Genomic DNA, 24,202 nt, shown 5'->3' on the forward strand with positions numbered 1-24,202 from the left:
TAACAAAGAAAAAGTGCGAATGGTGTATCAGGAATAGTAAAAATGCTAACCTGGAAAATTATCCGGCGTTTTAGCCGAGTAGCGTGCGGTGGCCGAGGAAATAATATTGCGCTTCACGAGATCGGTCAGATTGCTATCGAGCGTTTGCATGCCAACGTTGCTGCTGGTTTGTATCGTCGAATACATCTGAGCAATTTTGCTATCGCGGATCAGGCTTCGGATCGCCGGTGTGCCGAGCATGATTTCGTGAGCGGCAACGCGGCTGGTGCCGTCTTTGGTCTTGAGCAGCGTTTGCGAAATGACGGCTTGCAATGATTCAGATAACATTGCTCGTACCATTTCTTTTTCTTCTCCTGGAAACACATCGACGATCCGGTCAATCGTTTTTGCTGCGGAAGAGGTGTGGAGTGTGCCGAACACCAGGTGACCGGTTTCAGCCGCCGTCAGCGCCAATCGGATAGTTTCCAGATCACGTAATTCGCCGACCAGAATGACATCCGGATCTTCCCGCAGGGCCGACCGAAGCGCGTTGTCGAAGGAGTGCGTGTGCGGGCCTACTTCACGCTGATTAATCAGACATTTATTTGACTGATGGACGAACTCAATCGGATCTTCAATCGTCAGAATATGGGCGTACTCATTTTCGTTGACGTGATTGACCATCGCCGCGAGAGTGGTGGATTTGCCCGAACCGGTCGGGCCAGTGACCAGTACAAGACCGCGCGGTTTTAGCGAGAGCTCGCCAAAAATACGTGGCGCATTAAGTTGCTCCAGGGAAAGAATCTTGGATGGAATGGTCCGCATAACGGCAGCGGCACCGCGATCCTGGGTAAACGCATTTACCCTAAATCGCGCTAATCCCGGAATTTCAAACGAAAAATCGCACTCGAGATTTTCTTCATACACTTTGCGCTGACCATCGTTCATGATGTCATAAATCATACTATGAACGGCTTTGTGGTCAAGTGGGGGCAAATTGATGCGGCGAACGTCCCCATTTACCCGGATCATTGGCGGTAGCCCCGCAGATAAATGTAAGTCGGAAGCCTTATTCTTGACCGAAAAGGCCAGAAGTTCGGTAATGTCCATTTATAATCCCTGAGCTATTTTTGTTTTGCTAATGATAGAAAGTTTGCTGGTCCGCTGGCGGTACCCGCGCTTGTGACAAAAACCAAGTGTTTTACTTATATTTACGTGTCTGACGACGAGCCAAACAGCAAATTTAACCAAGTCAATTATGTCCTCAATCTCTCAAAAGTTGCAAGCTGTGCACGAAAGTATCCGCAATTCCACAGCGCAAGCCTCGCGTCCGGGCGATGCGGTGGCGCTGTTAGCGGTATCAAAAACGTTTGGTGCCGATGCAGTGCTGGAGGCCATCGCGGCTGGTCAGTTTGCATTTGGCGAGAATTATCTACAGGAAGCGCTCGACAAGATAATTGCAGTCCGAACCGCCACCACTGCCACCGTTGCCACCGCTGCGGCTGGATTGGTCGGCGCGGTCGAATGGCATTTTATCGGACCGATTCAAAGCAATAAAACCCGGGCGATTGCCGAGAATTTCGCATGGGTCCACACGGTAGAGCGCGAAAAAATTGCGCAGCGTTTGTCGGATCAACGTCCCGCTGCACTTGCACCGTTAAACGTTTGCTTACAGGTAAATATTAGCAACGAGGCTAGCAAAAGTGGCGTTGCTCCCGAAGATGCGCTCGCGGTAGCACAAGCAATCGCTGCCTTGCCGCGCCTGAGATTGCGCGGTTTGATGGCCATCCCCGAAGCATCAGATGATCCGGTTCAACAGCGCGCAGCGTTTCGCCGGCTGCGACAACTCTTTATACAATTGCAAGAAAGTGGATTAATGATAGATACGCTATCGATGGGGATGTCGGGCGACATGGATTCCGCCATCGCAGAAGGGGCAACTATTGTGCGTGTAGGGAGCGCTATCTTTGGTCGACGAGATCAGGCTTCTTCAGTCTGACTGGCGCGCGATATGGCAGCTTGGCTGCGCGCTTTTGATGCATCCGTGCATGTTGTAAACATTACCAGTAATTCAATTAAAAGCATCCATCAATGATGAGGAAAACTACATGCAACAGAAGTTAAGAATTAGTTTTATCGGTGGTGGAAATATGGCCACGGCTTTGATCGGCGGTCTGGCCGGAACGGTTACCGATGGTGCAAATATTCATGTGGTGGATGTCAATCCTGAGTCGCTACAAAAATTGGCGCATCAATTTTCGGTGACAACCTCGACCGAAATCGATGCCACCGTGAGTGGAAGCGATGTTGTTGTGCTGGCGGTAAAACCTCAGCAAATGAAGCAAGTCGTGGCCGCGTTATTACCCTACGTTAATGGTCAGTTAATACTTTCAATTGCTGCCGGTATCCAGGCCGTCGATTTGTCACGTTGGTTAAATGGCCACGATGCTATCGTCCGATGTATGCCAAATACCCCCGCCCTTATTGGCAAGGGGATCACAGGCATGGTCGCGACCGCCGGAGTTTCGGCGCAACAGCATGACATGGCTGACTTAATCATGTGTGCAGTGGGTTCCACCATTTGGCTGGATGATGAAGCGATGATCGACTCCGTAACCGCTATTTCGGGCAGCGGGCCAGCTTACGTGTTTTATTTTATCGAAGCGATGCAACAAGCAGCGCAGGAACTCGGCTTGACCATGGAGCAGGGCAATGCGTTGGCGGTAGCGACGTTTGTTGGCGCATCGCAATTGGCTGCCGGGGCCGTCGATCCAATATCGGTTCTGCGCGAGCGCGTAACGTCAAAAGGCGGGACTACTTATGCGGCATTGAATAGCCTGGAAGCGAGCGGAGTGAAGGCTTCCATCATTGAGGCTGCGAAAGCGGCGGCGGCGCGTGGGAAGGAATTGGGGGAAGAATTTGGTCGTGATTAGTTGGCATATAGCGGTGGCGATTTTTTGCTTATGTGCACGCGAGGGAGTTTAGGGTAGTGCCGCGCAGGTTCCACCTTAAAGCCCGGTGAACTGGATCAGACGGCAACAGATCCAGCAGGCCCACCATATCATGCAGGCTTTCCATGCAGGCTTTCGAGGCGTTCGAATGCCGTGTCAGATTTGCCGTGCCACGTGAGGCGTTCGGCACTCGCGTTTTCATCGGCAACAGGCCGGTCGCTGGGTGCCACAAATGTGGAAATTTTCACGCCGATTTTTTGATCGCACGGAATTTCACGGCGATGTGAACAAATATATCGTTCAATTTTCCTTTGCGGCTGCCTCCAGTTTTAACTCCACTCGAACGCATGGTGCAAGTCCAGATGTCGGTATAAAGCGGTGCAAATAATGTATCCATAGCACCAATTTGGTGCTTTTATTCATCAGAACGCATCCATGCACCGACGCCGTCGGTTCCATTCAGACAATGCGTGATGGCCCGAAATTTGCTGATTGAAATGCTTCACTTGCCAGCAAACGGGATGGCGCTTTGGACCCCGATATCAACTGACTTTTACACAGGACCTGCAAAGTGAACTCTACCGCCCCGCTTCAGATCGACACTTTTCTCCCGTACATGCGCGACGTGACGCGTTGCGAGCACTCGCTGCGCGAGCTGAGCCTGATGTGGCGCATGATTGAGGCCTCGGCCAAGATGAATTGCCCGCTTGAAGCCAAAGCCATACTGCCGACCATGGCCGCTACGCGGGTCGGTTTCGACCGATTGGAACAGGAACTGGTGAGTAGTCTGGTAGGCGAAAAAGTGGCCACCGCATTCAATGAGATCGGTATCAGAGCACAGTACATCATCGACATCGTGGTACGTAATCTGTACGAACGTACCGCTGATGTCGGCTTTCTTGCCACCGATAATGCTTTATGCGCGTTCGTCGCCGGGCTGCATGACAATCAGGATGACAATCAGGAAATGATCCGTGCCCGATTACGGGCATACCGCAATAAGTACACCGTGTATGACGAGATCATCCTGCTCGATGTCACCGGCAACATCCTGATGCAGATTGACGACGCAACGGCGTTGCAACACAGCGCCGATCCGCTGATTGCCATCACGCTGGCATCGGATACCTATGTCGAAACGATGCGTGCCACCGATCTGCGTCCAGGCAAGCAACAAGCGCTGATCTACTCGCGTCGGATGCTGCATCCGGACACCGGAGCCGTGGTCGGTGTATTGTGCCTGTGTTTTAACTTCGAACAAGAAATGGCAGGTATTTTTCACTCCTATCGCGATCCTGCGGGGCGCTCGAACATGCTGTTGCTCGATGCCGAAAATCGCGTCATTGAAAGCGCAGATAAACTCTGGGTGCCGTTGGGAGCGGTGGTGCCGACGAATAAAAATGCAACGCCTGAGCTGATGATATTTGGTGGCCGTGAATATCTGGTCCGAACCTTTGCCGCCGAGGGCTATCAAGGCTATATGGGACCGGACGGCTGGCAGGGCCAAGTCATGATTCCTGTCGATGTCGCCTTTGCCGGCGGTCGCAGCCATGCGCCGGAGGCGCTTGATCCTGTCATTGTCGAAGGACTGCTGTCGCACGCCCAATCTTTTTGCCCGCCGCTGTATGAAATCATGACGGCCGCAGAAACGATACGGCGCGTCGTCTGGAACGGCCAGGTGATGACGGCTGGCCAGGATGGCGAGGTGTTGAAGCTGAAGACGATACTGGACCAGATCAGTGAAACCGGTTCCCGCAGCGACGCATTGTTTGCCAGATCGATCGACGACCTTTACCAGACCGTGTTGGCATCGAGCCTGCGCGACGCAGAGTTCGTGTCACATCTTCTGGTCGATCTGCTGGACCGCAATCTGTACGAACGCTCGGATGATTGCCGCTGGTGGGCGCTGACACCGGAATTGCGGGTAGCCTTGGCTGGCGCGGAGCGGGATGGGAAAACGATACCACGCATCAACGGCGTTCTGGAATATATCAATCGCTTATATACCGTGTACACCCGCATCTTCGTCTATGACTACGACGGCTGCATCGTAGCCTGTACGCATCCGGAGCAGGAGGGCGGTTCGGTTGTCGGAACAAAGATCGATGCCGGAACGCTGGAGCAGGTACGCGCATTGCGCACCGAGCAGAACTATCATGTGTCGCCATTCACCCCGACGCCGCTATATGACGGTGCGCCGACCTATGTTTATCATGCGGCGATTCGCGATCCCGATGACGACCGGTCTGTGGTGGGCGGCATCGGCATTGTATTTGACTCCACACACGAATTTTCGGCAATGCTTCACGGCGGTGTGGGTGGCAAGGCAGACGTCAGCGCCTTCTTTGTAAATCGTCAGGGCATCGTGCTTTCCAGTACCGACCCCAGCCGTCCGGTTGGCGCAATGCTGGAAATAGACGCATCCTTATTGGCACTTCCGAATGGTAGGAGTGCATCGCGTCTCGTGATTCACGATGGTCAATACGCCATCATGGGGTGTACGGCGTCCAGCGGTTACCGTGAATTCAAGGTGTCGGATGGCTACCGGGAGGATGTACTGGCAGTTGTGTTCGATTCGTTCGGTGCGCTGCGGGAATGCAAAGGAATTAACAACAAGGCCGACACGGTTCTGATGCCTGAGTCGGCGGACATCCGCGGGCGGGAATTTGCCACTTTCTTTGTTGATGGCTCCTTGTTCGCGCTGCCGGCAGAATATGTGGTGGAAGCGCGATCGGCGTCCGAGCTTGCGCCGGTATCAATGGGTGGGGGTGCGGCGTGTATCGGTGTCCTGGCGTCGCACCGGGATACTGAAAACGATCAATTCGTATGGGTGTACGATCTTGGGCATCTCTTGCGTGGCACATTGTCCGTGATCGATAGCGGAAGTCAGATAGTGATTGTGCGATTAGGCGATCGTATGCTCGGCTTGCTGGTTAGTGAATTGCATGGCGTGCCGCAGTTCAATGATGCGCAGATTGTTCCCAACCCGTTTGCTGGTCATGCTGACGGCATGCTGGTGACGCATGTTATTAAAGCCAATGAGGGGCGCTTGCTGATCCAGGCTGTCGATATCGCCTATCTGTTTGGCGTCCTGCTGGCAAAGATACGCATTGCTGCCTGATGCTACTGAAAGAGCGAACGAGTTCGCAAGGCAGGGGCACTTTTGATAATTGAGTCGGGTGTGCGTATGAGCCTGCACCGACGCCAACCGGTGTCGTAGACTTATTCCCTGGCTCAGGCCCAAATGCTTGAGCTCGCCGTCGGCTCACTCAGGGAGTTCGTCGAATATAGGGTAAGTTAGTACGAGTGCAATATCGAATAAAATGCAACCGGTGCTCCGATTGCATTTTTTCTATCAAAAATTATTTGCCGCGTCCGATGACGACCCCGGCCAGCAAACCAATTGCCGCTGCCAGACCGACGGCTTTCCATGGATTTCCTCCGACGTATTCATCGGTTACATGCGCGGCCTGTTTGCTTTTTTCCACAGCCTTTTTTGTGACTTTCGGCAACTCTTCTTTTGCGGTCTGTATCGCCGCTTTCAGTTTTTCGCGAGCGACTTTAAAGCGATCGTCAACCTGATCGCCGGTGGTGTCGATAAGGTCTTGCGCATCCTGCATAACAGATTTCAGTCCGCCGCTTACATTGTCGCGACCGTCTTTTATGGATTCATTGTTAATAGCCATAATTTACCTCTTTCATGTGAGTGAGCAAAACAATAATCTGAAGTCCCGCAGAGAGATTGAAACAATATTATTAAACTTTATCGTAAAGCATAGTCCAGCGCAACGCCACAAAATAGTGCTGCGCCCAACCAATTGTTATTCCGGAATGCGGCGAAACAACGAGCGCGATCACGATCTCTTATCAGGATGTAATGATAGATGGCAAATAAAATTGCCACCAGTAAACCAGCGCTAAACCAGCCGCGCAGGCCGAACTGCCATCCGACCAAAAAAATCAGACCGAAGGAAACGGCATAGCAGAGCATGACTGCGATGACATCAAAGCGGCCAAATGTAATGGCCGAGGTCTTTATACCGATGTGCAGATCATCCTCGCGGTCGACCATTGCATATTCGGTGTCATAAGCGACCGCCCAAAAAATATTGGCGATCAATAATACCCATGCAAGTGACGGTACGGAATTTTGGGCTGCGGCAAAACTCATCGGTATGCCGAAACCAAATGCGATCCCTAAATACGCTTGCGGTATGGCAAAAAAACGTTTGAAATAAGGATACGTCCCAGCAATGATAAGCGCCGCTATTGATAGCTGTTTAGTGAACGTGTTTAGTGGCACGATCAGTAAAAAAGCAGCCACCGCCAACACTGCCGCTACCACCACGGCTTCCCATCCGGCAATTTTTCCACTGGTGAGGGGACGTTGAGCGGTACGCGAAACATGCTTATCGAAATCGCGATCAGCGTAGTCGTTAATAGCGCAACCGGCAGACCGCATCAGGATGGTACCGAGCGCAAAAATCGACACGAGCTTCCAATCCGGTTTGCCCGCGCTGGCTAACCACAATGCGATCAGAGTCGGCCAAAGCAATAACAGGATGCCGATGGGTTTGTCGATACGTATGAGCTGGCAGTAGAGTTTAAGTCGATTCATAGGGCTTTAACATTGTGCTCTGCATCGGGGAGGGGCAATATTGCCGGGGTTTGGGGTTGATAAATCCCGCCTTATTGAAAATTATTATTAACTTATTTATTTACTAGATGAGTAACAATTTCGCTACTCTCAACAGAGCGAGCGGGTTGAGAGCATTCAGAGCATTCAACCCGCTGAGCTTTTCCCATCGTGATGTTGACGGTCATCAGGCTAAGTCTGCCTGCGCCCGAATTACGTTGCGCACGTGGCAGCGAGTAGCGAGTAGCGAGTCGCGAGTCGCGCACCCGACCGCAGCGACCGCTCCTGGGAACGCCACTCAGCCTTCAATCACCTTTGCATCCGGTAAAAAACTTACTCCCGGCAGACCGCACGCTAGCACCGCTTGTCGGACCGATTCGATCGCGGCAATACGCGTAAAGCTTTTACGCCAGGCAATGACGACGCGCCGTGAAGGCCGCGGTGTGGAGAACGGGATGTAGCGCAAGTTGCCGTCTTTGGTATCCAGATCAGGTACTGATGCGCGGGGCAGGGCTGTGATGCCGATACCGGAAGCGACCATGTGACGGATTGTTTCCAGCGATGATCCTTCAAAAGTCCGGGCGATACCATCCCCGGTGGTTGAAAACCGCGACATTTCAGGGCAAACCTCCAGCACCTGATCGCGGAAGCAGTGACCGTTACCAAGCAAGAGCATGGTTTCTGACTTCAAGTCTTCCGCGCGAATATTTTTGCGGTCGGCCCACGCGTGATCTTTCGGCAGAGCGACGACGAATTCTTCATCGTAGAGCGGTTGAACCATCAGTCCGTGCTCCTGAAACGGCAACGCCATAATGGCCGCGTCCAACTCCCCCTGGCGAAGTAATTCAAGCAGCCGGACCGTAAAATTTTCCTGCAAAACCAATGGCATTTGGGGAACCCGGTCGATGATGGTTTTGACCAGTGGAGGCAACAAATAGGGGCCAATGGTGTAAATAATACCGAGGCGTAACGGTCCCGCCAAGGGATCTTTATTTTGATTCGCAATTTCGCGGATGGTCGCGGTTTGTTCCAGTACGCGTTCGGCTTGAGCGACGATTTGTAAGCCCAAAGGCGTAATGGAAATTTCGCTGCCGCCACGTTCAAAAATCACAACGCCCAATTCTTCTTCGAGCTTTCTGATGGCAACCGACAGAGTTGGCTGTGCGACAAAGCACGCTTCTGCTGCGTGACCAAAATGCTTTACACGCGCCACGGCGACGATATATTTTAGTTCGGTTAGAGTCATATCGTTATCTTCGCATATTTGTACGACGGTTTTACAAGAGGGTAATCAGGACACCCTTGGGAAATCATGACACATCAGCTTCAAATATTTTTGACGCATGTCGTGGGTCTGGCGGAAAAAACGCGCACCATAAAATACACGGTGGTTGTTACTACAATAAAATGAATGAGGATCAACTGGATTTTACACCTTCAGAAAATCTTCGCGCCCTGCGAGCCAGCGCGCCAGATGCGTCTCCACGGTAATCACATTTTCTGGCGTCGGATGGTGCAGCAATTCATCGGCCAGAGCGCTGGCCTGATCGACTAACCATTGGTCAGTACTCAGATCGGCAAAGCGCAGCATGGCCTGTCCTGATTGACGCGCCCCTAAGAACTCTCCGGGGCCGCGTATTTCGAGGTCGCGGCGCGCAATTTCAAAACCATCCGTGGTTTCTCTCATTGTCATCAAACGTTGTTTTGCAATGGGTCCCAGGGGGCTTTGATATAACAATAAGCATACGCTTGCCGCGAGTCCGCGTCCAACCCGGCCCCGCAGTTGATGTAATTGCGACAAGCCAAAACGTTCTGCGTGTTCGATGACCATCAAAGAAGCGTTAGGCACGTCGACGCCGACTTCAATCACTGTTGTCGCAACCAGGACGTGGATCTCGCCCGCGATAAAGGATTCCATCACGGCCTGTTTTTCCAGCGGTTTCAGGCGTCCATGTACCAGGCCGATATGCAAGTCTGGCAGCGCTTCAACCAGCATGGCATAGGTTTCGGTCGCGGTTTGCAATTGCAAGGCCTCGGACTCTTCGATCAAGGGACATACCCAATACACCTGGCGACCTTCCTGCGCGGCAGCGTGCACCCGTTCGATGACTTCCTCGCGCCGATTTTGATCGACGCTACGGGTGACAATCGGCGTGCGGCCCGGTGGAAGCTCGTCAATCACGGAAATTTCCAGATCGGCGTAGTAGGTCATCGCCAGCGTCCTTGGAATCGGCGTGGCACTCATCATCAGTTGGTGGGGCACGATGTCTGACGCAGCGGCCTCTGGATTACTGCTTTCGGTCGCCGATTTTTGCCTCAGAGTGAGACGCTGGCCGACCCCGAAACGATGCTGCTCATCCACAATTACCAGACCAAGTTTGGAGAATTGCACGGTTTCCTGAATCAACGCATGCGTACCAATCACCAACTGCGCCTGCCCCGAGGCGATACGCTCTAACGATTCGCGTTTTTCTTTCTTCTTCAGGCTCCCGGTGAGCCACGCGACGCTGATGCCCAATGGTGCCATCCAGCCAGCGATTTTACGAAAGTGCTGGTCGGCCAAAATTTCTGTGGGGGCCATCAACACCGCCTGAAAGCCGCTATCGATCGCTTGCGCTGCGGCTAAGGCGGCAACCACGGTTTTACCGCTGCCGACATCGCCTTGCAGCAAGCGCTGCATCGGGAAGGACGCTTTAATGTCGTTGCGAATCTCTGTCATTACGCGCTGTTGTGCGGCGGTAAGCGTGAATGGCAATGTCTTTAAAAAAGCATCGGACAGCTTACCGATCAAAGGCAGTGCGCGCGCATTTTGGGCCCGGCGTGCGACTTGTGCGCGTTTTAATGAAAGTTGCTGTGCCAGCAGTTCGTCGAATTTCATGCGCACCCATGCGGGATGGGAGCGATCTTCCAGAGCGCCTTCGTCAACTTCGGGTGGTGGATTGTGTAATAAGCGGACCGCGGCCTCAAACGGGACCAACTGATAAGTGGCTAACTGAGCTTGGGAGAGCGTGTCTCGCCAGGCTATTTTTTGCATCGCGTCGGCGATTGATTTGCGCAGAAAAATTTGCGACAAACCCTCGCCGGAAGGATAAACCGGGGTCAGGGCGCTTGGCAAAGGTGCACCCTCAAGGACGACTTTATAGGTCGGATGGACTACCTCGGCTCCAAAAAAACCGTGACGAATTTCACCGCGCGCGCGAACCCGCGTACCAATCGCCAGTTGCGTTGCCTGGCTGCCGTAAAAATTGAGAAAACGCATCATCAACTGACCGCTATCATCGGCCAACGTCACCACCAGTTGCCGCCGTGGTCGATATTGGATGTCGCAGGCGGTAACGATCCCTTCAATCTGTGCGACGCTGGTTGCCATCATACTGGCTTGATGAATCGTGACTATCTCGGTTTCGTCTTCGTAGCGCAGCGGCAGATGCAATACTAAATCTAATTCGGTGCGTAATCCCAGACGCGCCAATCTGGTTTCTCGGCTCGCAGCGGGGGCTTTCGCAGACTTGCCTGGTTTGGGGGGCGGAAGTTGTTTTCGCGTTGGTTCAGGCATATAGGCCGTAAATGGGGCGGCTAGGCGTAAAATAGTGGGTTGTTTAAGTTAAACGTGCCATTTATGCGCAATCTTGCGCAATAAAAAGCGACGCCGTTATGGATCTTCCAGGTTTGCATCATTGTAAAGGCTACTTGATGCGCTGGTAAGGTGCATAAACCTTAAGTATTGGCAGATTAGGAGGTTGTTCCTGATTTGCAGGGTGCAATTTGGCGGTTTTAGCTTGTTTTTTAATTTGCGCTTTAAATTTGTTAATTTCGCCTTTAAATTTTACTTAAATTTTTTACTTAAATTTTTGCATTTAAATTCTGTCCTTTACTCTGTTGTTAGTTAAGCATGCACTCTCTTTCCGATTACGATTTCACGCTACCGCCTGAACTTATTGCGCAATTCCCGCTGAGCGAACGCAGTGCCTCGCGTTTGCTGCACGTTGACGATATGTCGTTCACCGATCGCCAGTTCACCGACGTGGTTGACCTCCTATCGCCCGGGGATTTATTGGTGTTTAACGATACCCGCGTATTGAAAGCACGGTTTTTTGGTGTTAAGGCCACCGGCGGCAAAGTGGAGGTGCTGGTAGAACGCGTGATCGATAATCGTACGGTGCATGCCCAGGTCCGGGCCTCAAAATCGCCGCCAACAGGCACGCAGATACGGTTAGCCGAGGCATTCGATGTCACTGTTGGCGAGCGGGTCGGCGAATTTTTTACACTCGTGTTTCCGTCGGACGTGTTCGAACTGATCGAAGCACATGGTCGCTTACCGTTACCGCCTTACATTGCGCATACTGCAGACGCCTTTGATGAGACCCGTTACCAGACGGTTTATGCCAAACAACCGGGTGCAGTAGCGGCACCTACCGCGGGCTTGCATTTTGACCTGGAATTGCTTGAACGCTTGCGGCAGAAAGGCGTCAATTTTGCCTACGTCACCTTACACGTCGGTGCCGGTACTTTTCAGCCCGTGCGAAAGGAGAACCTTGCCGAGCATAAAATGCATACCGAGTGGTACACGATCGCGGTGGAGACCGTGGAGGCGGTCCGGGCAACCAAAACTGCTGGCGGCAACGTGGTCGCGGTAGGCACCACCAGCTTACGTGCGCTCGAGTCGGCATCGCAATCAGGTGAATTGCAAGCGGGCGGCGCGGATACTGCATTATTTATAACCCCAGGCTATCACTTCAAAACAGTTGACCGTCTTATTACCAATTTCCATTTGCCAAAGTCGACGCTATTAATGTTAGTGTCTGCTTTCGCCGGGTACGAGGTCATGAAATCTGCTTACGCGCATGCCATCGCCCAAAAATACCGATTTTTTAGCTATGGCGATGCCATGCTACTGACTTATCGAAAAAAGTAGCTTGAATGATGCCGCACGATCAGTTGCAGAACACTTTGTAGGGCATCTCTCTACAAATAACGGTAAGACTGCTTAAAATAAAGACGTGCCAGCGTGCGCGTTAACAAAATACGATAGAGAATCAATATGCTTGAATTTACGCTACTTAAAACCGAAGGAAACGCGCGCAGAGGCCGCGTTAAACTCAATCACGGTATAGTCGAAACCCCCATTTTCATGCCAGTCGGCACCTACGGTTCGGTCAAGGCAATGTCGCCTCTCGAACTCAAGGAGATTGATGCGCATATCATTCTTGGCAACACTTTTCACCTGTGGCTGCGTCCGGGTATTGAAGTGGTCAAAAAATTCGGCGGCCTGCATAAGTTTATGGGCTGGGACAAGCCGATATTGACCGATTCAGGCGGGTTTCAGGTGTTTTCGCTCGGGGCAATGCGCAAAATTACCGAGGAAGGTGTTAAATTCTCGTCGCCCATCAATGGCGATAAATTATTCTTGTCTCCGGAAGTATCGATGCAAATTCAGAAAGTTCTGAATTCTGACATCGTGATGCAGTTTGATGAATGCACGCCGTACGAGATTGATGGTCGTCCCGCCACGCAAGTTGAAGCGGCGGAGTCAATGCGCATGTCACTGCGTTGGGCCAAGCGTTCTCAGGACGAGTTCAACGCGGGCGAGAACCCCAATGCCTTATTCGGTATCGTTCAGGGCGGCATGTTTGAGCATCTGCGGGATGAATCGTTGGCTGGCTTGAGTGAACTGGATTTTCACGGCGTGGCGGTCGGTGGTCTGTCGGTCGGCGAGCCAAAAGAAGAAATGATGCGCGTGCTTGAGCATATCGGCCCCAAATTACCCGCCAACAAACCTCATTATCTAATGGGCGTCGGTACGCCCGAAGATCTGGTTGCCGGGGTTCAAAGCGGCATTGACATGTTTGACTGTGTGATGCCGACCCGTAATGCCCGGAATGGCTGGCTATTTACGCGTTTCGGTGACGTAAAAATCAAAAATGCACGCTATAAAGAGGACATTCAACCGCTCGACGAAACCTGCGGTTGCTATGCCTGCCAAAATTTCTCACGCGCCTATTTACATCACTTGCACCGGACCGGTGAGATCCTCGGGGCACGGCTTAACACGATTCACAACCTGCATTACTATCTCGATTTAATGCAAAATATTCGAAATTCGCTCGATGTGGGGGCATTTTCCACGTTTGTGACGCAGTTTCATGCGGACCGTGCGCGTGGAGTTTAGGCATCAAATAGGGAAAAAAAAGCCATAAAATGGTCAAAAACGGTCTATTTAAGAAATATTTAAGAAAAATTGTCCGAGCAGCACCTAACTCTGGCGCAGCTGTATTTGCCTAGTATTTAGGCAGTATGTTATTACGGCACCGCCCAATGCTAAAATGCGGGGCTATTTTAAAACAACCACCTGGAGCATTCTCGTGTTTATTACTACTGCATATGCGCAGACTGCGCCCGCCGCCACTACATCTACAGGCCCTTTTGGCCTGGGTGGCAATCTGACTAGTTTCCTGCCGATCATTTTGATGTTCGTCGTCCTTTACTTCCTGATGATTCGTCCACAGATGAAGCGTCAGAAAGAACAAAAATCGATGATGGATGCTTTGGGTAAGGGCGACGAAGTCGTCACAACCGGCGGTATCCTCGGAAAAGTTGTTAAGGTCGCTGATGGTTACGTGACATTGGAAATTGCTAGCGGCACTGAAGTGACGCTACAGAAAAGCGCGGTCACTACACTGCTGCCTAAAGGCACGATCAAGGCACTGTAATTTGCTTCGCTGGCTTACATCGCCGATTATTGGCTTAAGAAGAGCGTCCACCATCCGTTTGATCGTTGGTGAAGCGCGCTTCTTGTAGTCAACTTCGCAAGAATTTGTTCTGCATTTTTCAAGCCGCAAAAGTTTGCGCGGTCCGAGTTTTTGCTATTTTGTTGTTTATGCGATAGACCCGTTATTGCGCAAAAAATGGCAAAATCTTTTGTTCCTTAGTAGTCTTGTCGCCTTGAATCTCATCGTGAGACGCTGGCTGTTTTACGCAGTGTCACTAGCGATATCGGGCACTATTTATAGAAATAAGAGTATGTTGCAATTTGCGCGTTGCAAGTTGCAGACTCACACCAAACGCTGAATCACTATGAATCGCTATCCACTCTGGAAATATATTGTGATCGTCATCGCGCTGTTGTTTGGCGTGCTGTACACACTGCCGAACTTTTTCGGTGAATCACCTGCGGTACAAATCAGCAGCATAAAGTCGACCCTTAAGGTAGATAGTGCGTTGAGCGGGAGGGTGGAGCAGGTTCTGGAACAGGCCAATCTGGCACCCTTGAATGTCGTCTTTGATACTGCCGGTGCCGAAGGTACGGTACGTGCGCGTTTCAAGGATACCGACACTCAGTTCAAGGCAAAGACCGTACTGGAAAAGGCATTAAATACCGATCCGACCGATCCGACCTATAGCGTTGCCTTTAATCTGGTCCCTAATACGCCACAATGGCTGCAAAGCATCCACGCGTTTCCGATGTTCCTTGGACTCGATTTGCGTGGCGGTGTGTATTTCCTGATGCAAGTCGATGTGCAGGCGGTCGCGAACAAGCGTATTCAAGGTTTGCAATCCAGTGCTCGCAGCATTTTGCGCGACAAAGATATTCGCTACAGTGGTATTGATCGCAACGGCGATGCAATCGAAATCAGTTTCCGCGATCAGGATACGATGAGCAAGGCCAAGACCTTACTCGCGGACCAGCTCCCGGAACTGACGTTGACCGACGGGCCGGCCGGCGCAGATCCAAAAATTATTGCGACGTTGAAGCCGGACGTATTGAAAACCACGACCGATCAAAGCGTTCAGCAAAATATTCTGACCTTGTCCAAGCGCGTCAATGAGTTAGGTGTCGCAGAACCGATTATTCAACGCCAGGGCGCTGATCGCATCGTGGTTCAGTTGCCAGGTGTTCAGGATGTCGCACGCGCCAAAGACATCATTGGCCGCACGGCAACGCTGGAAGTACGCATGGTCGACGAGTCCGTCACACGGGGTACAGAACTGTCTGCCGCTGTGCCGTTCGGCTCCGAGCTATTTAAGACTGGCAAGAATGCTCCGGTTATTCTCTACAAAGATCCGGTCCTGACCGGCGACTATATTTCTAATGCGTCAGTATCATTCGATCAAAACCATCAACCTGCGGTGAGTATCGACCTGAATGGCGATGGCGGCCGCAAGATGCGCGCTGCTACCCGTGACAAGATCGGTAAAGCGATGGCAGTTGTCCTGTTTGAAAAAGGCAAGGGCGAAGTCCTGACGGTAGCGACGATTCAAAGTGAGTTAGGTTCCAGCTTCCAGATTACCGGCATGGGAACGCCACAAGCGGCGGCGGATTTGTCGTTGTTAATGCGGGCTGGTTCATTGGCCGCGCCTATGGAAATTATTGAAGAACGGACCATTGGACCGCAGCTGGGCGCCGAGAATATCAAAAAGGGCTTTGATTCAACCATGTACGGTTTCCTGGTTGTCTCGATTTTCATGATTGTGTATTACCTGTTGTTTGGTGCCTTCAGCGTGATTGCGTTGTCGGTCAATCTACTACTTCTGGTCGCAGTATTGTCGACCTTGCAAGCCACCTTGACACTGCCGGGGATCGCCGCGATCGCGTTGACTCTGGGTATGGCGATTGATGCCAACGTTCTGGTGAACGAACGGATTCGGGAAGAACTGCGTAAAGGGAATTCTCCGCAGGCGGCGATTGCCCTCGGTTTTGAGCATGCATGGCATACGATTCTCGACTCCAACGTGACCGCATTGATTGCCGGTATCGCACTGCTGACGTTTGGTTCAGGTGCAATCCGTGGCTTTGCGGTGGTGCATTGCCTGGGTATTCTGACCTCGATGTTTTCAGCTGTGTTCTTCTCGCGTGGCCTGGCTAATTTATGGTACGGCCGCCGCAAGAAACTGACATCATTGTCGATCGGCAAAGTGTGGAGACCGGGCGACAAATAATGCGTCTGCTGTATGAGTAAGAACCCAGTAAGCACAAAAAAGTAAATGTTGATATGACCGGTGTGCCGATTCAACTCCCTGCATGGCAGGAGTGACAGATGGCCCGGTCGAACCGAAAGGATTGTGATGGAATTTTTCCGCATTAAAAAAGATATTCCGTTTATGCGGCATGCATTGATTTTGAATGCAGTGTCAGCGCTGACGTTTGTCCTGGCCGTATTTTTCCTTTTTCATAAAGGCTTGCATCTGTCGATTGAGTTCACTGGCGGCACGGTGATGGAGTTGACCTATAGTCAGCCAGCCAATATCGACGGAATCCGCAAGACAGTTGAAGATATTGGCTTTACAGACAATCAGATCCAAAGCTTTGGTACTGCGCAAGATGTCTTGATTCGTCTTCCTGCTAAAAAAGGTGTTAGCTCATCTCAGCAAAGTGAAACTGTCCTGAATGCGTTGAAGGCCGTTAATCCTGATGTGCAGTTGAAGCGGACTGAGTTTGTCGGGCCGCAGGTCGGTGACGAGCTGGCCCATGACGGTTTGATGGCATTGCTGTTTGTGATCGTCGGTATCGTGATCTATCTGGCGATTCGTTTTGAGTGGAAATACGCGGTCGCAGCGATCATCGCCAACTTGCATGACGTTGTGATTATTCTTGGATTCTTTGCGTTCTTCCAGTGGGAGTTTTCACTCACGGTGCTGGCCGCGGTGTTGGCGGTGCTTGGATATTCCGTCAATGAGTCGGTGGTGGTGTTTGACCGGGTGCGCGAAACCTTCCGTGATCGCAAGTTTGGAAAATTGGCCACGCCTGATGTCCTGAATCACGCTATTACGAGTACGATTTCGCGTACGATCATCACCCATGGCAGCACCGAAATTATGGTGTTGTCGATGTTGATATTCGGTGGCCCGACATTACATTATTTCGCTGCGGCGCTGACGATCGGTATTTTGTTCGGTATTTATTCTTCGGTGTTCGTTGCTGCTGCATTGGCCATGTGGCTGGGTGTCAAGCGCGAAGACCTGATCAAGCCGATCAAAGAAAAAGATGAAACTGAAGGCGCGGTAGTGTAAGTACCAGCCTTCGTTAAATTGGTGAGATTGATGGGCAGGAGCGTCATAGAGGCGGGCGGTTTAAGTTTGTAAATGCCCATTTAAACGCTTCCCGCCCACGTTACGTCAAACCGGCCCCGTTAACAAAGACGGGGTTTTTTTTTGCTCGTCAGATTGACAAGGCATTCATCATTGGCGCCTGATTGCGTAACGAGCCTCGCAATTCAAGCGTCGGGAATGTGCAGATTTAACAACGCCGAACTGAGGCACTTCCCGTGTGCATCCAGGGCCAGCGAACGCGTCACGCCGCCGCCCAGCGCCTTCTGCAAGACAAAGTTCATAGCGCCCAGTTCAGGCAGCGTATAGCGCACGACGTCGCCGAACACGATATCGGCAAAGTGGGCTTTTACCAATTCCACCGTCACATATTTCTCCAACAGCGGATAGTCTTTGCTGTCATAGGCAATCAGGGAAAGGTTCGAAATGTCGCCTTTGTCACCGGCGCGGGAATGGGCCATTTTACGAAGCTGCATGTCAGATCTCCTCATAATGAATGGAAGCTGTCACTAATGCTTCCGGCAACAACGTAGAGCGTACGGCCACCACGTCTTTTGCCGCCTTGGTCGCGCCGCCGCCGCCAGCCGGGCCGCAAGTGTATAAAGTCTCCACCTCGTTACCGATCCGGATTGCTTCTTTCAGGCTGTCCGTGCGTCCGGTTACACGGATACGGACTTCGTACGGTTCTGTATCTGTTGGGCTTAAGCTTGCGCCGTGGATCGCATTGACGCCGATCAGATCGTATCGAATTTCACCCACTTTGACATCGGCGATTTTCAATCTTTCAGCCACGATATCGCACGCCAATGTCGCCCGCGCCAAGGCACCGGGACCAGCGTACGACATTTGTCCCTCGCCGACATAACTATCGATGTAACCAACCGACACTTTTAACATGCCGGTTTTTGGATGACCTGTCGCGCCCTGAATAGCGACACGGTCAATACCAACTTCCGACACCGTGACCGCGGAAAAATCAGCCACCACATCGGGCGTCAAATAGGCCGCCGGATCATGAATTTCGTAGAGCAATTGTTCCTTGCATGTGGCGGCTGTGACCTGCCCGCCAGAGCCAGCTACTTTGGTGATAACGACGCTGCCATCTTCGGATACTTCGCCAATCGGAAAGCCCAGACGCGCCAGATCGGCGACGTCTTTATAGCCAGGATCAGCAAAATAGCCTCCGGTAATTTGTCCAGCGCATTCCAGCAGATGCCCAACCAGCGTACCCTGGCCGAGTCGATGCCAATCGTCCATCGCCCAACCAAACGCATGGATCAGCGGTGCCAATACCAAGGCAGGATCGGCCACACGGCCGGTGACAATGACGTCCGCGCCTTGGGCCAATGCATCGACCAAAGGCTGTGCGCCAAGATAGGCGTTGGCTGATAGCAGCTTGTCGCCTAATGCCATAACCGGTTGGCCGCTGTCGTCGATATAGTTACCCTGCTGCAGAACAGACAAAACATCGTCACCCGAAATAGCTGCAATTTTCAAATTAACCAGACCCAGCGATACCGCAATTTCCTTAATTTTGGCGGCCGCACCCTGAGGATTTGCCGCGCCCATATTGGTGATAATTTTGATTCCCTTTTCGCTACAGATGCGCAAGACCGCATGCATTCTGTCAGCCAACAGCGGGTCGTAACCGAGCGAGGGGTCTTTCATCTTGGCTTGCTGTGCGAGGGCAATCGTCCGCTCTGCGAGGCATTCGAATATCAAATAATCGATATCGCCCTTCTCGGCTAGCTCAATGGCTGGCTCAATCCGGTCGCCGGAGTAGCCGGCACCGGCACCAATCCGGATATTTTTCATCATTTTTCCTTTCAAGCAGTGCCTGCATTCTTAAGCACGACATCAAGCCTGCTAACGTCAACCTATCGAATACCAGCGTAAACCGGCGCACACTAATGCAAACTAATGCAAATTCAGAGTTCCTCAGTACGTACCGCGTTACAGCGGAAATATCCCCAGCAGCACGCATGCAATAGTCATCACAATCGATGCCGCAAACAAATATTTGAACGTGTACTTTTGGTGATCGGCCAGATCGATCCCGGCGAGTCCTGCGACCAGAAATGTTGCAGGCGTCAATGGACTAACCGGGAAGCCAGTTGTCATTTGGCCCAACAACGCGGCCTGTGCTACCTGAATCGATGGTACGCCCAACATATGGCTGACCTCTGCCACAACCGGCAATACCCCGAAATAAAACGAATCAGGATCGAACAGCAAAGACAATGGCATGGACAGCAAACCCAACACTACGGGAATATGCGATGCCATCGAAGGTGGCACCATAGCTACTGCTGCCTTCGCCATGGCGGAAAGCATCCCCGATTTGGTCATGATGCCGGTAAAGACGCCCGCAGCAAATAATATGCTGGCCATGAGTAGCGCCGCCTTTGCATGCGCATCAACCCGCGCCCGTTGCATGTCCACGTTCGGGTAATTGATCATCAGCGCAAGCACAACGCCAACCATAAACATCACCACCGGATCGATCTTGCCGCTGATCATGACGCCCAGAACGATGACGGTCAGCGCAATGTTGATCCAGAAATTGCCAGGACGTCGGATTTGCTTTTCGAGTTCCGTCAGTTCATGCGTGTGGATAAAACCGATGGGTGCGCCTTTGGTCAGGCCCAGACGGATTTCTTCCTTCCGGCCCAACCAATAGGAGACACTAAAAACAAATACCAGACCGACCAGCTGAATCGGTATCAGCGGTGTAAAAATTTCACTTACCGGTATATGGAGCGCGGCCGACGCCCGGATCATGGGGCCGGTCCAGGGCAAAAAGTTGACGCCAGCGGCCAGCGATGCAACGCAGGCCAGGACGCGTTTGTCGATTCCTAATCGCGTATACAAAGGCAGCATGGCCGGAATCGTGACCAGAAAGGTCACTGCACCAGAGCCGTCGAGATGGATCAGCAACGCCAACAATGCCGTGCCGGGAACAATGCGCGTCGGGCGGCTTCCCACTACCCGCAAGATGCCACTGATGACCGGATCGAGCATTCCCGCGTCGGTGACGATGCCGAAGAACAGAATCGCGAATACGAACATGCCCGCCACCGGGGCAATATTGGTAATCCCCGCTACGATAAATTTTGAGGTTTCCAGCCCGAAACCGCCGATCAGGGCGGCAATAATCGGAATCGCGATGAGCGCCACCAGCGGTGACATTTTTTTAGTAAGGATCATAGTGAGCAATACGATAATCGTGATGAATCCGAGCAGTGCCAGCATGTTATCTCCGAGTTTTATGAATATGCTTATCTATGCAGCATTTGTCTTCATTTTGGATGTCTTCATTTATATTGTAAAATTGCATTTTTCGATTAATTAAGCTGTAATTTCGATTAATTCGCGTCTGATATGGATTCCGCGTAGTCAACTTTGCTTAAGCTATGCAACCGAATATTTCAACCAAACTCTTGCACGCGTTCCTGGCCCTTGCTGAATGTCGGCACTTCACACGGGCTGCACAGCGCTGTCATTTATCCCAATCCGCGTTCAGCGTAGTGATTCAGAAATTAGAAGCGGCGGTCGGTGCGCAACTGGTTGAGCGCGATACGCGTAATGTCACTCTCACCGCGGAGGGCGAAATTTTCGTGGAAGTGGCACGCAGCCTGGTTGCCGATATCGAATCCGCATTTTCGGATATGGCGGATTATGTGGCACGTCGCAAAGGGCGGGTAGCCATCGCCGCGCTTCCATCGCTGGCCGCGAACGGGTTGCCGGCAGTGATCGCCGAATATAAAAAACAATTTCCCGGCGTTATCGTTCAGCTCTATGACGCGCTATCCGATCAATGTCTGGGTCTGCTGAGAGCCGGGAAGGCCGATCTCGCATTAACCGCACCGGGTGCCAGTTTGATGGAGTTCGAGACCAGAACGCTCTGCGGTGATCCGTTTTATCTGGTCTGCCGTCGAGATCATCCATTGGCGAAAAAAACCAGCGTAGCCCTGGCCGACTTAAACGGATGCGATTTGATTCATCTGGCTAAATCTACAAGCGTCCGGCAAAAGGTCGATCTGCTGATCCGCGATATTGCGGTTAACAACACTGGCTTCGAAGTGGAGCATTTGGCCACCGTAGCGGGGCTCATTGAACACGGCCTTGGCGTCAGCCTGGTGCCCGCGCTGACCTTATTTCAGTTTCGACAGTTGAAACTGACGGCAATTCCGGTCGAAACCGATGATGTGATTCGCCCTATCTACATCGTCAAACAAAAAGACCGCAATCTTTCTATCGCCGCACAAGGAATGTTCGATTTGATCCTGGCGAGCTTTCAAAGCCAGCCATTGGTAGAGCCGCATCTGTAATATTTCCGGCCTCGGTTCGTTTGTCAGTGCACGACCATTTTCTTCAAATGAAACAGCTATTCGTAAAATGGGACAGCCTTGCTGCTTAACCCTGGACGCAGCATACGGTTGCATAACCAAATGGCGCACATCGGTGCCACCGCAAAACTTCCGAATAGCCAATAGGCAGCATGACGCGCACCATCCAGGCCCCCCGGATTTGACAAGCCCGCAGCATTGGCGATCAGCCCCGCCAATGCTGCGCCGATCGCCATGGCATAAAGCTGCACCGTCGTGATTGCCGATGACGCCAGGTTCTCTTCGCCGGCGGGCGCAGACTTCAATACCCGTGTCAGCAGATGCGGCCAGCCAAGGCCGACACCAAAACCGACCCCGGCGAGCGCGATAACCAACAATAACGTTTCTATTGCAATCGGGAGGCGCTCCCGCTCAGGCATCATGACAGCAAGGACGAGGAGCGCCGCTGTAACGCAGATTGGTCCGATGCGCACCATGCGGTCAGCGGCACGCCCCATCCGGCCTGAGCTGAGTAACGAGGCGAGGCTCCAGCCACCGGCCATGGCGGCGGTCATATATCCTGCTGTGAGCGGCGTATGGTGATGAATAACTTGCAGAAAGTAGGGGACGAAGATTTCGGTTGTGGTGCCGACCATCAGCAGACAGACGCAAGCGAAAGTTGCACCGAGAGGGTCCTGCAAAGAATACGCGCCAGTCGGCAGCAGGCGCACGGTTGCGTGCCGATCAAGTCGCGCCACCGCAAAGCCAAGCGCCAACCCTGTTGCCACTCCGGCGACTTTCCAACCGGTCTGTTCGAATAGCGCGCCGAAAGCGATCACCAGTACAGATGCTGCAAGCAGTAAAATTTTACCGAACGGCACTTTGAGCGTTCCAGTATCTGTCAGGTTATTGCGGTCGCCTTTGACCTGACTGTTGACGATGACTGCCTGCAAAGCCGCTATCGGTAATAACACCCAGAAAGCGAGTCTCCAGTTGCCGCTTTGGGCGAATAATCCCCCCACTGCAGGCCCGAACAATGTGGCGACGCCCCACATACCGGACACCAGCGCAACAGCCCGCGACCATAGCCGTTCTTCGAAAACGATTCGGATCAAAGCATAACTGAGCGCTGCCAGGATACCGCCACCCAAACCTTGAACGCTGCGTCCTGCCAGCATCCAGACCATGTTCGGTGCGGTCGCACAACCGATGGTGCCGATAGAAAATACGGCTAATGCAAACAGGTAGGCCGCGCGGGGATGGAGCAGGTCAATCAGCTTGGCAGACAGGGTCGAGCCGAGTATCGAGGCCACGATGAACAGCGTGGTGTTCCAGGCGTAGTAAGGCAAACCGCCAATATCGCGTACCACCGAGGGCAGTATTGTGGTGACGATATGGACATTGATGGCATGTAGCGCGACGCCACCGGTCAAGGCAACAGAGCGTAAAGCGTTACTGCCAGCGAGTAAATCTCTCCAGGCGGGAGGGGCGGTGGAAACAGGGCGCAAGAGTACCTCGACAATGATGGGGATCGGCCTTAATATCCAAGGTAATAGTTGGTTATTAAGATTGAATGGTAAGGCGAAATAATGATATATACAAGTATTAACTTGGATAATGTAATCGGTGTAAGTTCGCAGTCAACGGCTGAGCGCATCCTCTGGCGTTTGAAAACCAAAGGCCCGGCCTCAACGGCCACCATCGCGCAAGAGTTGGAGATAACAGTTGAGGCGGCGCGCTTGCAAGTGCAGAAGCTGTTTACCGGCCATCTGATTGCCGGTTTGCTCGAAGCGTCCACAGGCGCTGGCCGACCGCGCCAAAATTGGGTCCTCACGGAGGCGGGCCACGCCCGTTTTCCGGATACGCATGCTCAATTAACCGTGGATCTGATCGGTTCAGTGAGAAAGTTATTTGGCGAGGACGGCCTTGAGAAGTTGATCAGTCAGCGCGAAAGTAGCATGCGTGACGCGTATAACGCCGCCTGCAAGGGGTTGTCGAAATTGGATCAACGATTAGAAAAGTTAGCCTCCATTCGGCAGACGGAAGGTTATATGGCGCGTATCGAACGTGATGGTGCTGACTGGTTGCTGATCGAAGACCATTGCCCCATTTGTGCGGCAGCGCGGACATGTCAGGGGTTTTGTCGATCCGAACTTCAACTATTTCAGGAGATTGTCGGTGGCGATGCCGGCGTTAGTCGTGAAGAGCATCTGCTGGCCGGAGCGCGTCGCTGCGTCTATCGGATTAGATCTCACGTATAAAAA

General features: G+C 52.3%; 20 protein-coding genes. 10 read left to right on the forward strand and 10 right to left on the reverse strand.

The annotated features are described in order from the left end of the window. Positions 1–45: 45 nt before the first annotated feature. Positions 46–1,089 (reverse strand): type IV pilus twitching motility protein PilT, encoded by a 1,044-nt coding sequence (locus JQN73_RS12060; RefSeq protein ID WP_205319030.1) that lies wholly within the window; start codon positions 1,087–1,089, stop codon positions 46–48. Positions 1,090–1,237: 148 nt separating this feature from the next. On the opposite strand from JQN73_RS12060, the gene JQN73_RS12065 reads away from it, so the two are divergent. After that, complete coding sequence (locus JQN73_RS12065; protein WP_205319031.1) at positions 1,238–1,978, forward strand: YggS family pyridoxal phosphate-dependent enzyme; 741 nt, start codon at positions 1,238–1,240, stop codon at positions 1,976–1,978. A 109-nt stretch (positions 1,979–2,087) separates the two neighbouring features. After that, positions 2,088–2,912: a pyrroline-5-carboxylate reductase gene (proC, locus tag JQN73_RS12070; protein WP_205319032.1), complete on the forward strand. Its 825-nt coding sequence runs from the start codon at positions 2,088–2,090 to the stop codon at positions 2,910–2,912. Between the two features lie 128 nt (positions 2,913–3,040). On the opposite strand, the gene JQN73_RS12075 is transcribed toward proC, so the two are convergent. After that, positions 3,041–3,178, reverse strand: coding sequence for a hypothetical protein (locus JQN73_RS12075; protein WP_205319033.1), 138 nt, complete (start codon positions 3,176–3,178; stop codon positions 3,041–3,043). Positions 3,179–3,501: 323 nt separating this feature from the next. Between JQN73_RS12075 and JQN73_RS12080 the strand changes: the two genes are divergently transcribed. Next, the gene (locus tag JQN73_RS12080) at positions 3,502–6,051 is read left to right on the forward strand and encodes a chemotaxis protein CheW (RefSeq protein ID WP_370551238.1); all 2,550 of its coding nucleotides are present in this window, start codon (positions 3,502–3,504) and stop codon (positions 6,049–6,051) included. Positions 6,052–6,292: 241 nt separating this feature from the next. On the opposite strand, the gene JQN73_RS12085 is transcribed toward JQN73_RS12080, so the two are convergent. The 4 genes from JQN73_RS12085 to recG form a co-directional block, all read right to left on the reverse strand. Then, entirely contained in the window at positions 6,293–6,616 is a 324-nt protein-coding gene (locus tag JQN73_RS12085; RefSeq protein WP_205319034.1) for a YqjD family protein, read from the reverse strand. Positions 6,617–6,693: 77 nt separating this feature from the next. Further along, a complete protein-coding gene (ubiA, locus tag JQN73_RS12090; protein WP_205319035.1) occupies positions 6,694–7,548 on the reverse strand; it encodes a 4-hydroxybenzoate octaprenyltransferase in 855 nt (284 codons plus the stop codon). Between the two features lie 316 nt (positions 7,549–7,864). Then, positions 7,865–8,812: a LysR substrate-binding domain-containing protein gene (locus JQN73_RS12095; protein ID WP_205319036.1), complete on the reverse strand. Its 948-nt coding sequence runs from the start codon at positions 8,810–8,812 to the stop codon at positions 7,865–7,867. A 183-nt stretch (positions 8,813–8,995) separates the two neighbouring features. Continuing rightward, complete coding sequence (recG, locus tag JQN73_RS12100; protein ID WP_205319037.1) at positions 8,996–11,122, reverse strand: ATP-dependent DNA helicase RecG; 2,127 nt, start codon at positions 11,120–11,122, stop codon at positions 8,996–8,998. 336 nt (positions 11,123–11,458) lie between these two features. Here recG and queA point away from each other — a divergent pair, with 336 nt between their 5' ends. The 5 genes from queA to secF all read left to right on the forward strand — a co-directional run bounded on the left by queA (position 11,459) and on the right by secF (position 17,574). Next, positions 11,459–12,481 carry a tRNA preQ1(34) S-adenosylmethionine ribosyltransferase-isomerase QueA gene (gene queA / locus JQN73_RS12105; RefSeq protein ID WP_205319038.1) on the forward strand — a complete coding sequence of 341 codons (1,023 nt, stop codon included), beginning with the start codon at positions 11,459–11,461 and terminating at the stop codon, positions 12,479–12,481. A 126-nt stretch (positions 12,482–12,607) separates the two neighbouring features. Beyond that, positions 12,608–13,735 carry a tRNA guanosine(34) transglycosylase Tgt gene (gene tgt / locus JQN73_RS12110; RefSeq protein WP_205319039.1) on the forward strand — a complete coding sequence of 376 codons (1,128 nt, stop codon included), beginning with the start codon at positions 12,608–12,610 and terminating at the stop codon, positions 13,733–13,735. A gap of 154 nt (positions 13,736–13,889) precedes the next feature. Next, positions 13,890–14,276, forward strand: coding sequence for a preprotein translocase subunit YajC (yajC, locus tag JQN73_RS12115; protein ID WP_205319040.1), 387 nt, complete (start codon positions 13,890–13,892; stop codon positions 14,274–14,276). Positions 14,277–14,640: 364 nt separating this feature from the next. After that, on the forward strand, positions 14,641–16,503 hold the full coding sequence (gene secD, locus JQN73_RS12120; protein WP_205319041.1) for a protein translocase subunit SecD: 1,863 nt from the start codon (positions 14,641–14,643) through the stop codon (positions 16,501–16,503). Between the two features lie 126 nt (positions 16,504–16,629). Next, positions 16,630–17,574 (forward strand): protein translocase subunit SecF, encoded by a 945-nt coding sequence (secF, locus tag JQN73_RS12125; protein ID WP_205319042.1) that lies wholly within the window; start codon positions 16,630–16,632, stop codon positions 17,572–17,574. A 203-nt stretch (positions 17,575–17,777) separates the two neighbouring features. Here secF and JQN73_RS12130 read toward each other — a convergent pair whose 3' ends face one another. The 3 genes from JQN73_RS12130 to JQN73_RS12140 all read right to left on the reverse strand — a co-directional run bounded on the left by JQN73_RS12130 (position 17,778) and on the right by JQN73_RS12140 (position 20,862). Continuing rightward, positions 17,778–18,086 carry a hypothetical protein gene (locus JQN73_RS12130; protein ID WP_205319043.1) on the reverse strand — a complete coding sequence of 103 codons (309 nt, stop codon included), beginning with the start codon at positions 18,084–18,086 and terminating at the stop codon, positions 17,778–17,780. 1 nt (position 18,087) lies between these two features. Further along, positions 18,088–19,425: an acyclic terpene utilization AtuA family protein gene (locus JQN73_RS12135; RefSeq protein WP_205323335.1), complete on the reverse strand. Its 1,338-nt coding sequence runs from the start codon at positions 19,423–19,425 to the stop codon at positions 18,088–18,090. 138 nt (positions 19,426–19,563) lie between these two features. Beyond that, a complete protein-coding gene (locus JQN73_RS12140; protein ID WP_205319044.1) occupies positions 19,564–20,862 on the reverse strand; it encodes a CitMHS family transporter in 1,299 nt (432 codons plus the stop codon). Between the two features lie 161 nt (positions 20,863–21,023). On the opposite strand from JQN73_RS12140, the gene JQN73_RS12145 reads away from it, so the two are divergent. Then, complete coding sequence (locus JQN73_RS12145) at positions 21,024–21,941, forward strand: LysR family transcriptional regulator (RefSeq protein ID WP_205319045.1); 918 nt, start codon at positions 21,024–21,026, stop codon at positions 21,939–21,941. Positions 21,942–21,997: 56 nt separating this feature from the next. Here the strand turns inward: JQN73_RS12145 and JQN73_RS12150 are convergent, their stop codons facing one another. Beyond that, entirely contained in the window at positions 21,998–23,446 is a 1,449-nt protein-coding gene (locus tag JQN73_RS12150) for an MFS transporter (RefSeq protein ID WP_205319046.1), read from the reverse strand. Between the two features lie 81 nt (positions 23,447–23,527). Between JQN73_RS12150 and JQN73_RS12155 the strand changes: the two genes are divergently transcribed. Further along, entirely contained in the window at positions 23,528–24,199 is a 672-nt protein-coding gene (locus tag JQN73_RS12155) for a metalloregulator ArsR/SmtB family transcription factor (protein WP_205319047.1), read from the forward strand. The last annotated feature ends 3 nt before the right edge of the window (positions 24,200–24,202 follow it).

The sequence above is a fragment of the Glaciimonas sp. PAMC28666 genome (assembly GCF_016917355.1).
Classification (GTDB): Bacteria; Pseudomonadota; Gammaproteobacteria; order Burkholderiales; family Burkholderiaceae_D; genus Glaciimonas.

Coding starts and splice junctions, on each gene's coding strand:
- JQN73_RS12060 (WP_205319030.1), bottom strand. CDS start 1,089: ATGGACATTACCGAACTTCTGGCCTTTTCGGTCAAGAATAAGGCTTCC.
- JQN73_RS12065 (WP_205319031.1), top strand. CDS start 1,238: ATGTCCTCAATCTCTCAAAAGTTGCAAGCTGTGCACGAAAGTATCCGC.
- proC (WP_205319032.1), top strand. CDS start 2,088: ATGCAACAGAAGTTAAGAATTAGTTTTATCGGTGGTGGAAATATGGCC.
- JQN73_RS12085 (WP_205319034.1), bottom strand. CDS start 6,616: ATGGCTATTAACAATGAATCCATAAAAGACGGTCGCGACAATGTAAGC.
- ubiA (WP_205319035.1), bottom strand. CDS start 7,548: ATGAATCGACTTAAACTCTACTGCCAGCTCATACGTATCGACAAACCC.
- JQN73_RS12095 (WP_205319036.1), bottom strand. CDS start 8,812: ATGACTCTAACCGAACTAAAATATATCGTCGCCGTGGCGCGTGTAAAG.
- recG (WP_205319037.1), bottom strand. CDS start 11,122: ATGCCTGAACCAACGCGAAAACAACTTCCGCCCCCCAAACCAGGCAAG.
- queA (WP_205319038.1), top strand. CDS start 11,459: ATGCACTCTCTTTCCGATTACGATTTCACGCTACCGCCTGAACTTATT.
- tgt (WP_205319039.1), top strand. CDS start 12,608: ATGCTTGAATTTACGCTACTTAAAACCGAAGGAAACGCGCGCAGAGGC.
- yajC (WP_205319040.1), top strand. CDS start 13,890: ATGCGGGGCTATTTTAAAACAACCACCTGGAGCATTCTCGTGTTTATT.
- secD (WP_205319041.1), top strand. CDS start 14,641: ATGAATCGCTATCCACTCTGGAAATATATTGTGATCGTCATCGCGCTG.
- secF (WP_205319042.1), top strand. CDS start 16,630: ATGGAATTTTTCCGCATTAAAAAAGATATTCCGTTTATGCGGCATGCA.
- JQN73_RS12130 (WP_205319043.1), bottom strand. CDS start 18,086: ATGCAGCTTCGTAAAATGGCCCATTCCCGCGCCGGTGACAAAGGCGAC.
- JQN73_RS12135 (WP_205323335.1), bottom strand. CDS start 19,425: ATGAAAAATATCCGGATTGGTGCCGGTGCCGGCTACTCCGGCGACCGG.
- JQN73_RS12140 (WP_205319044.1), bottom strand. CDS start 20,862: ATGCTGGCACTGCTCGGATTCATCACGATTATCGTATTGCTCACTATG.
- JQN73_RS12145 (WP_205319045.1), top strand. CDS start 21,024: ATGCAACCGAATATTTCAACCAAACTCTTGCACGCGTTCCTGGCCCTT.
- JQN73_RS12155 (WP_205319047.1), top strand. CDS start 23,528: ATGATATATACAAGTATTAACTTGGATAATGTAATCGGTGTAAGTTCG.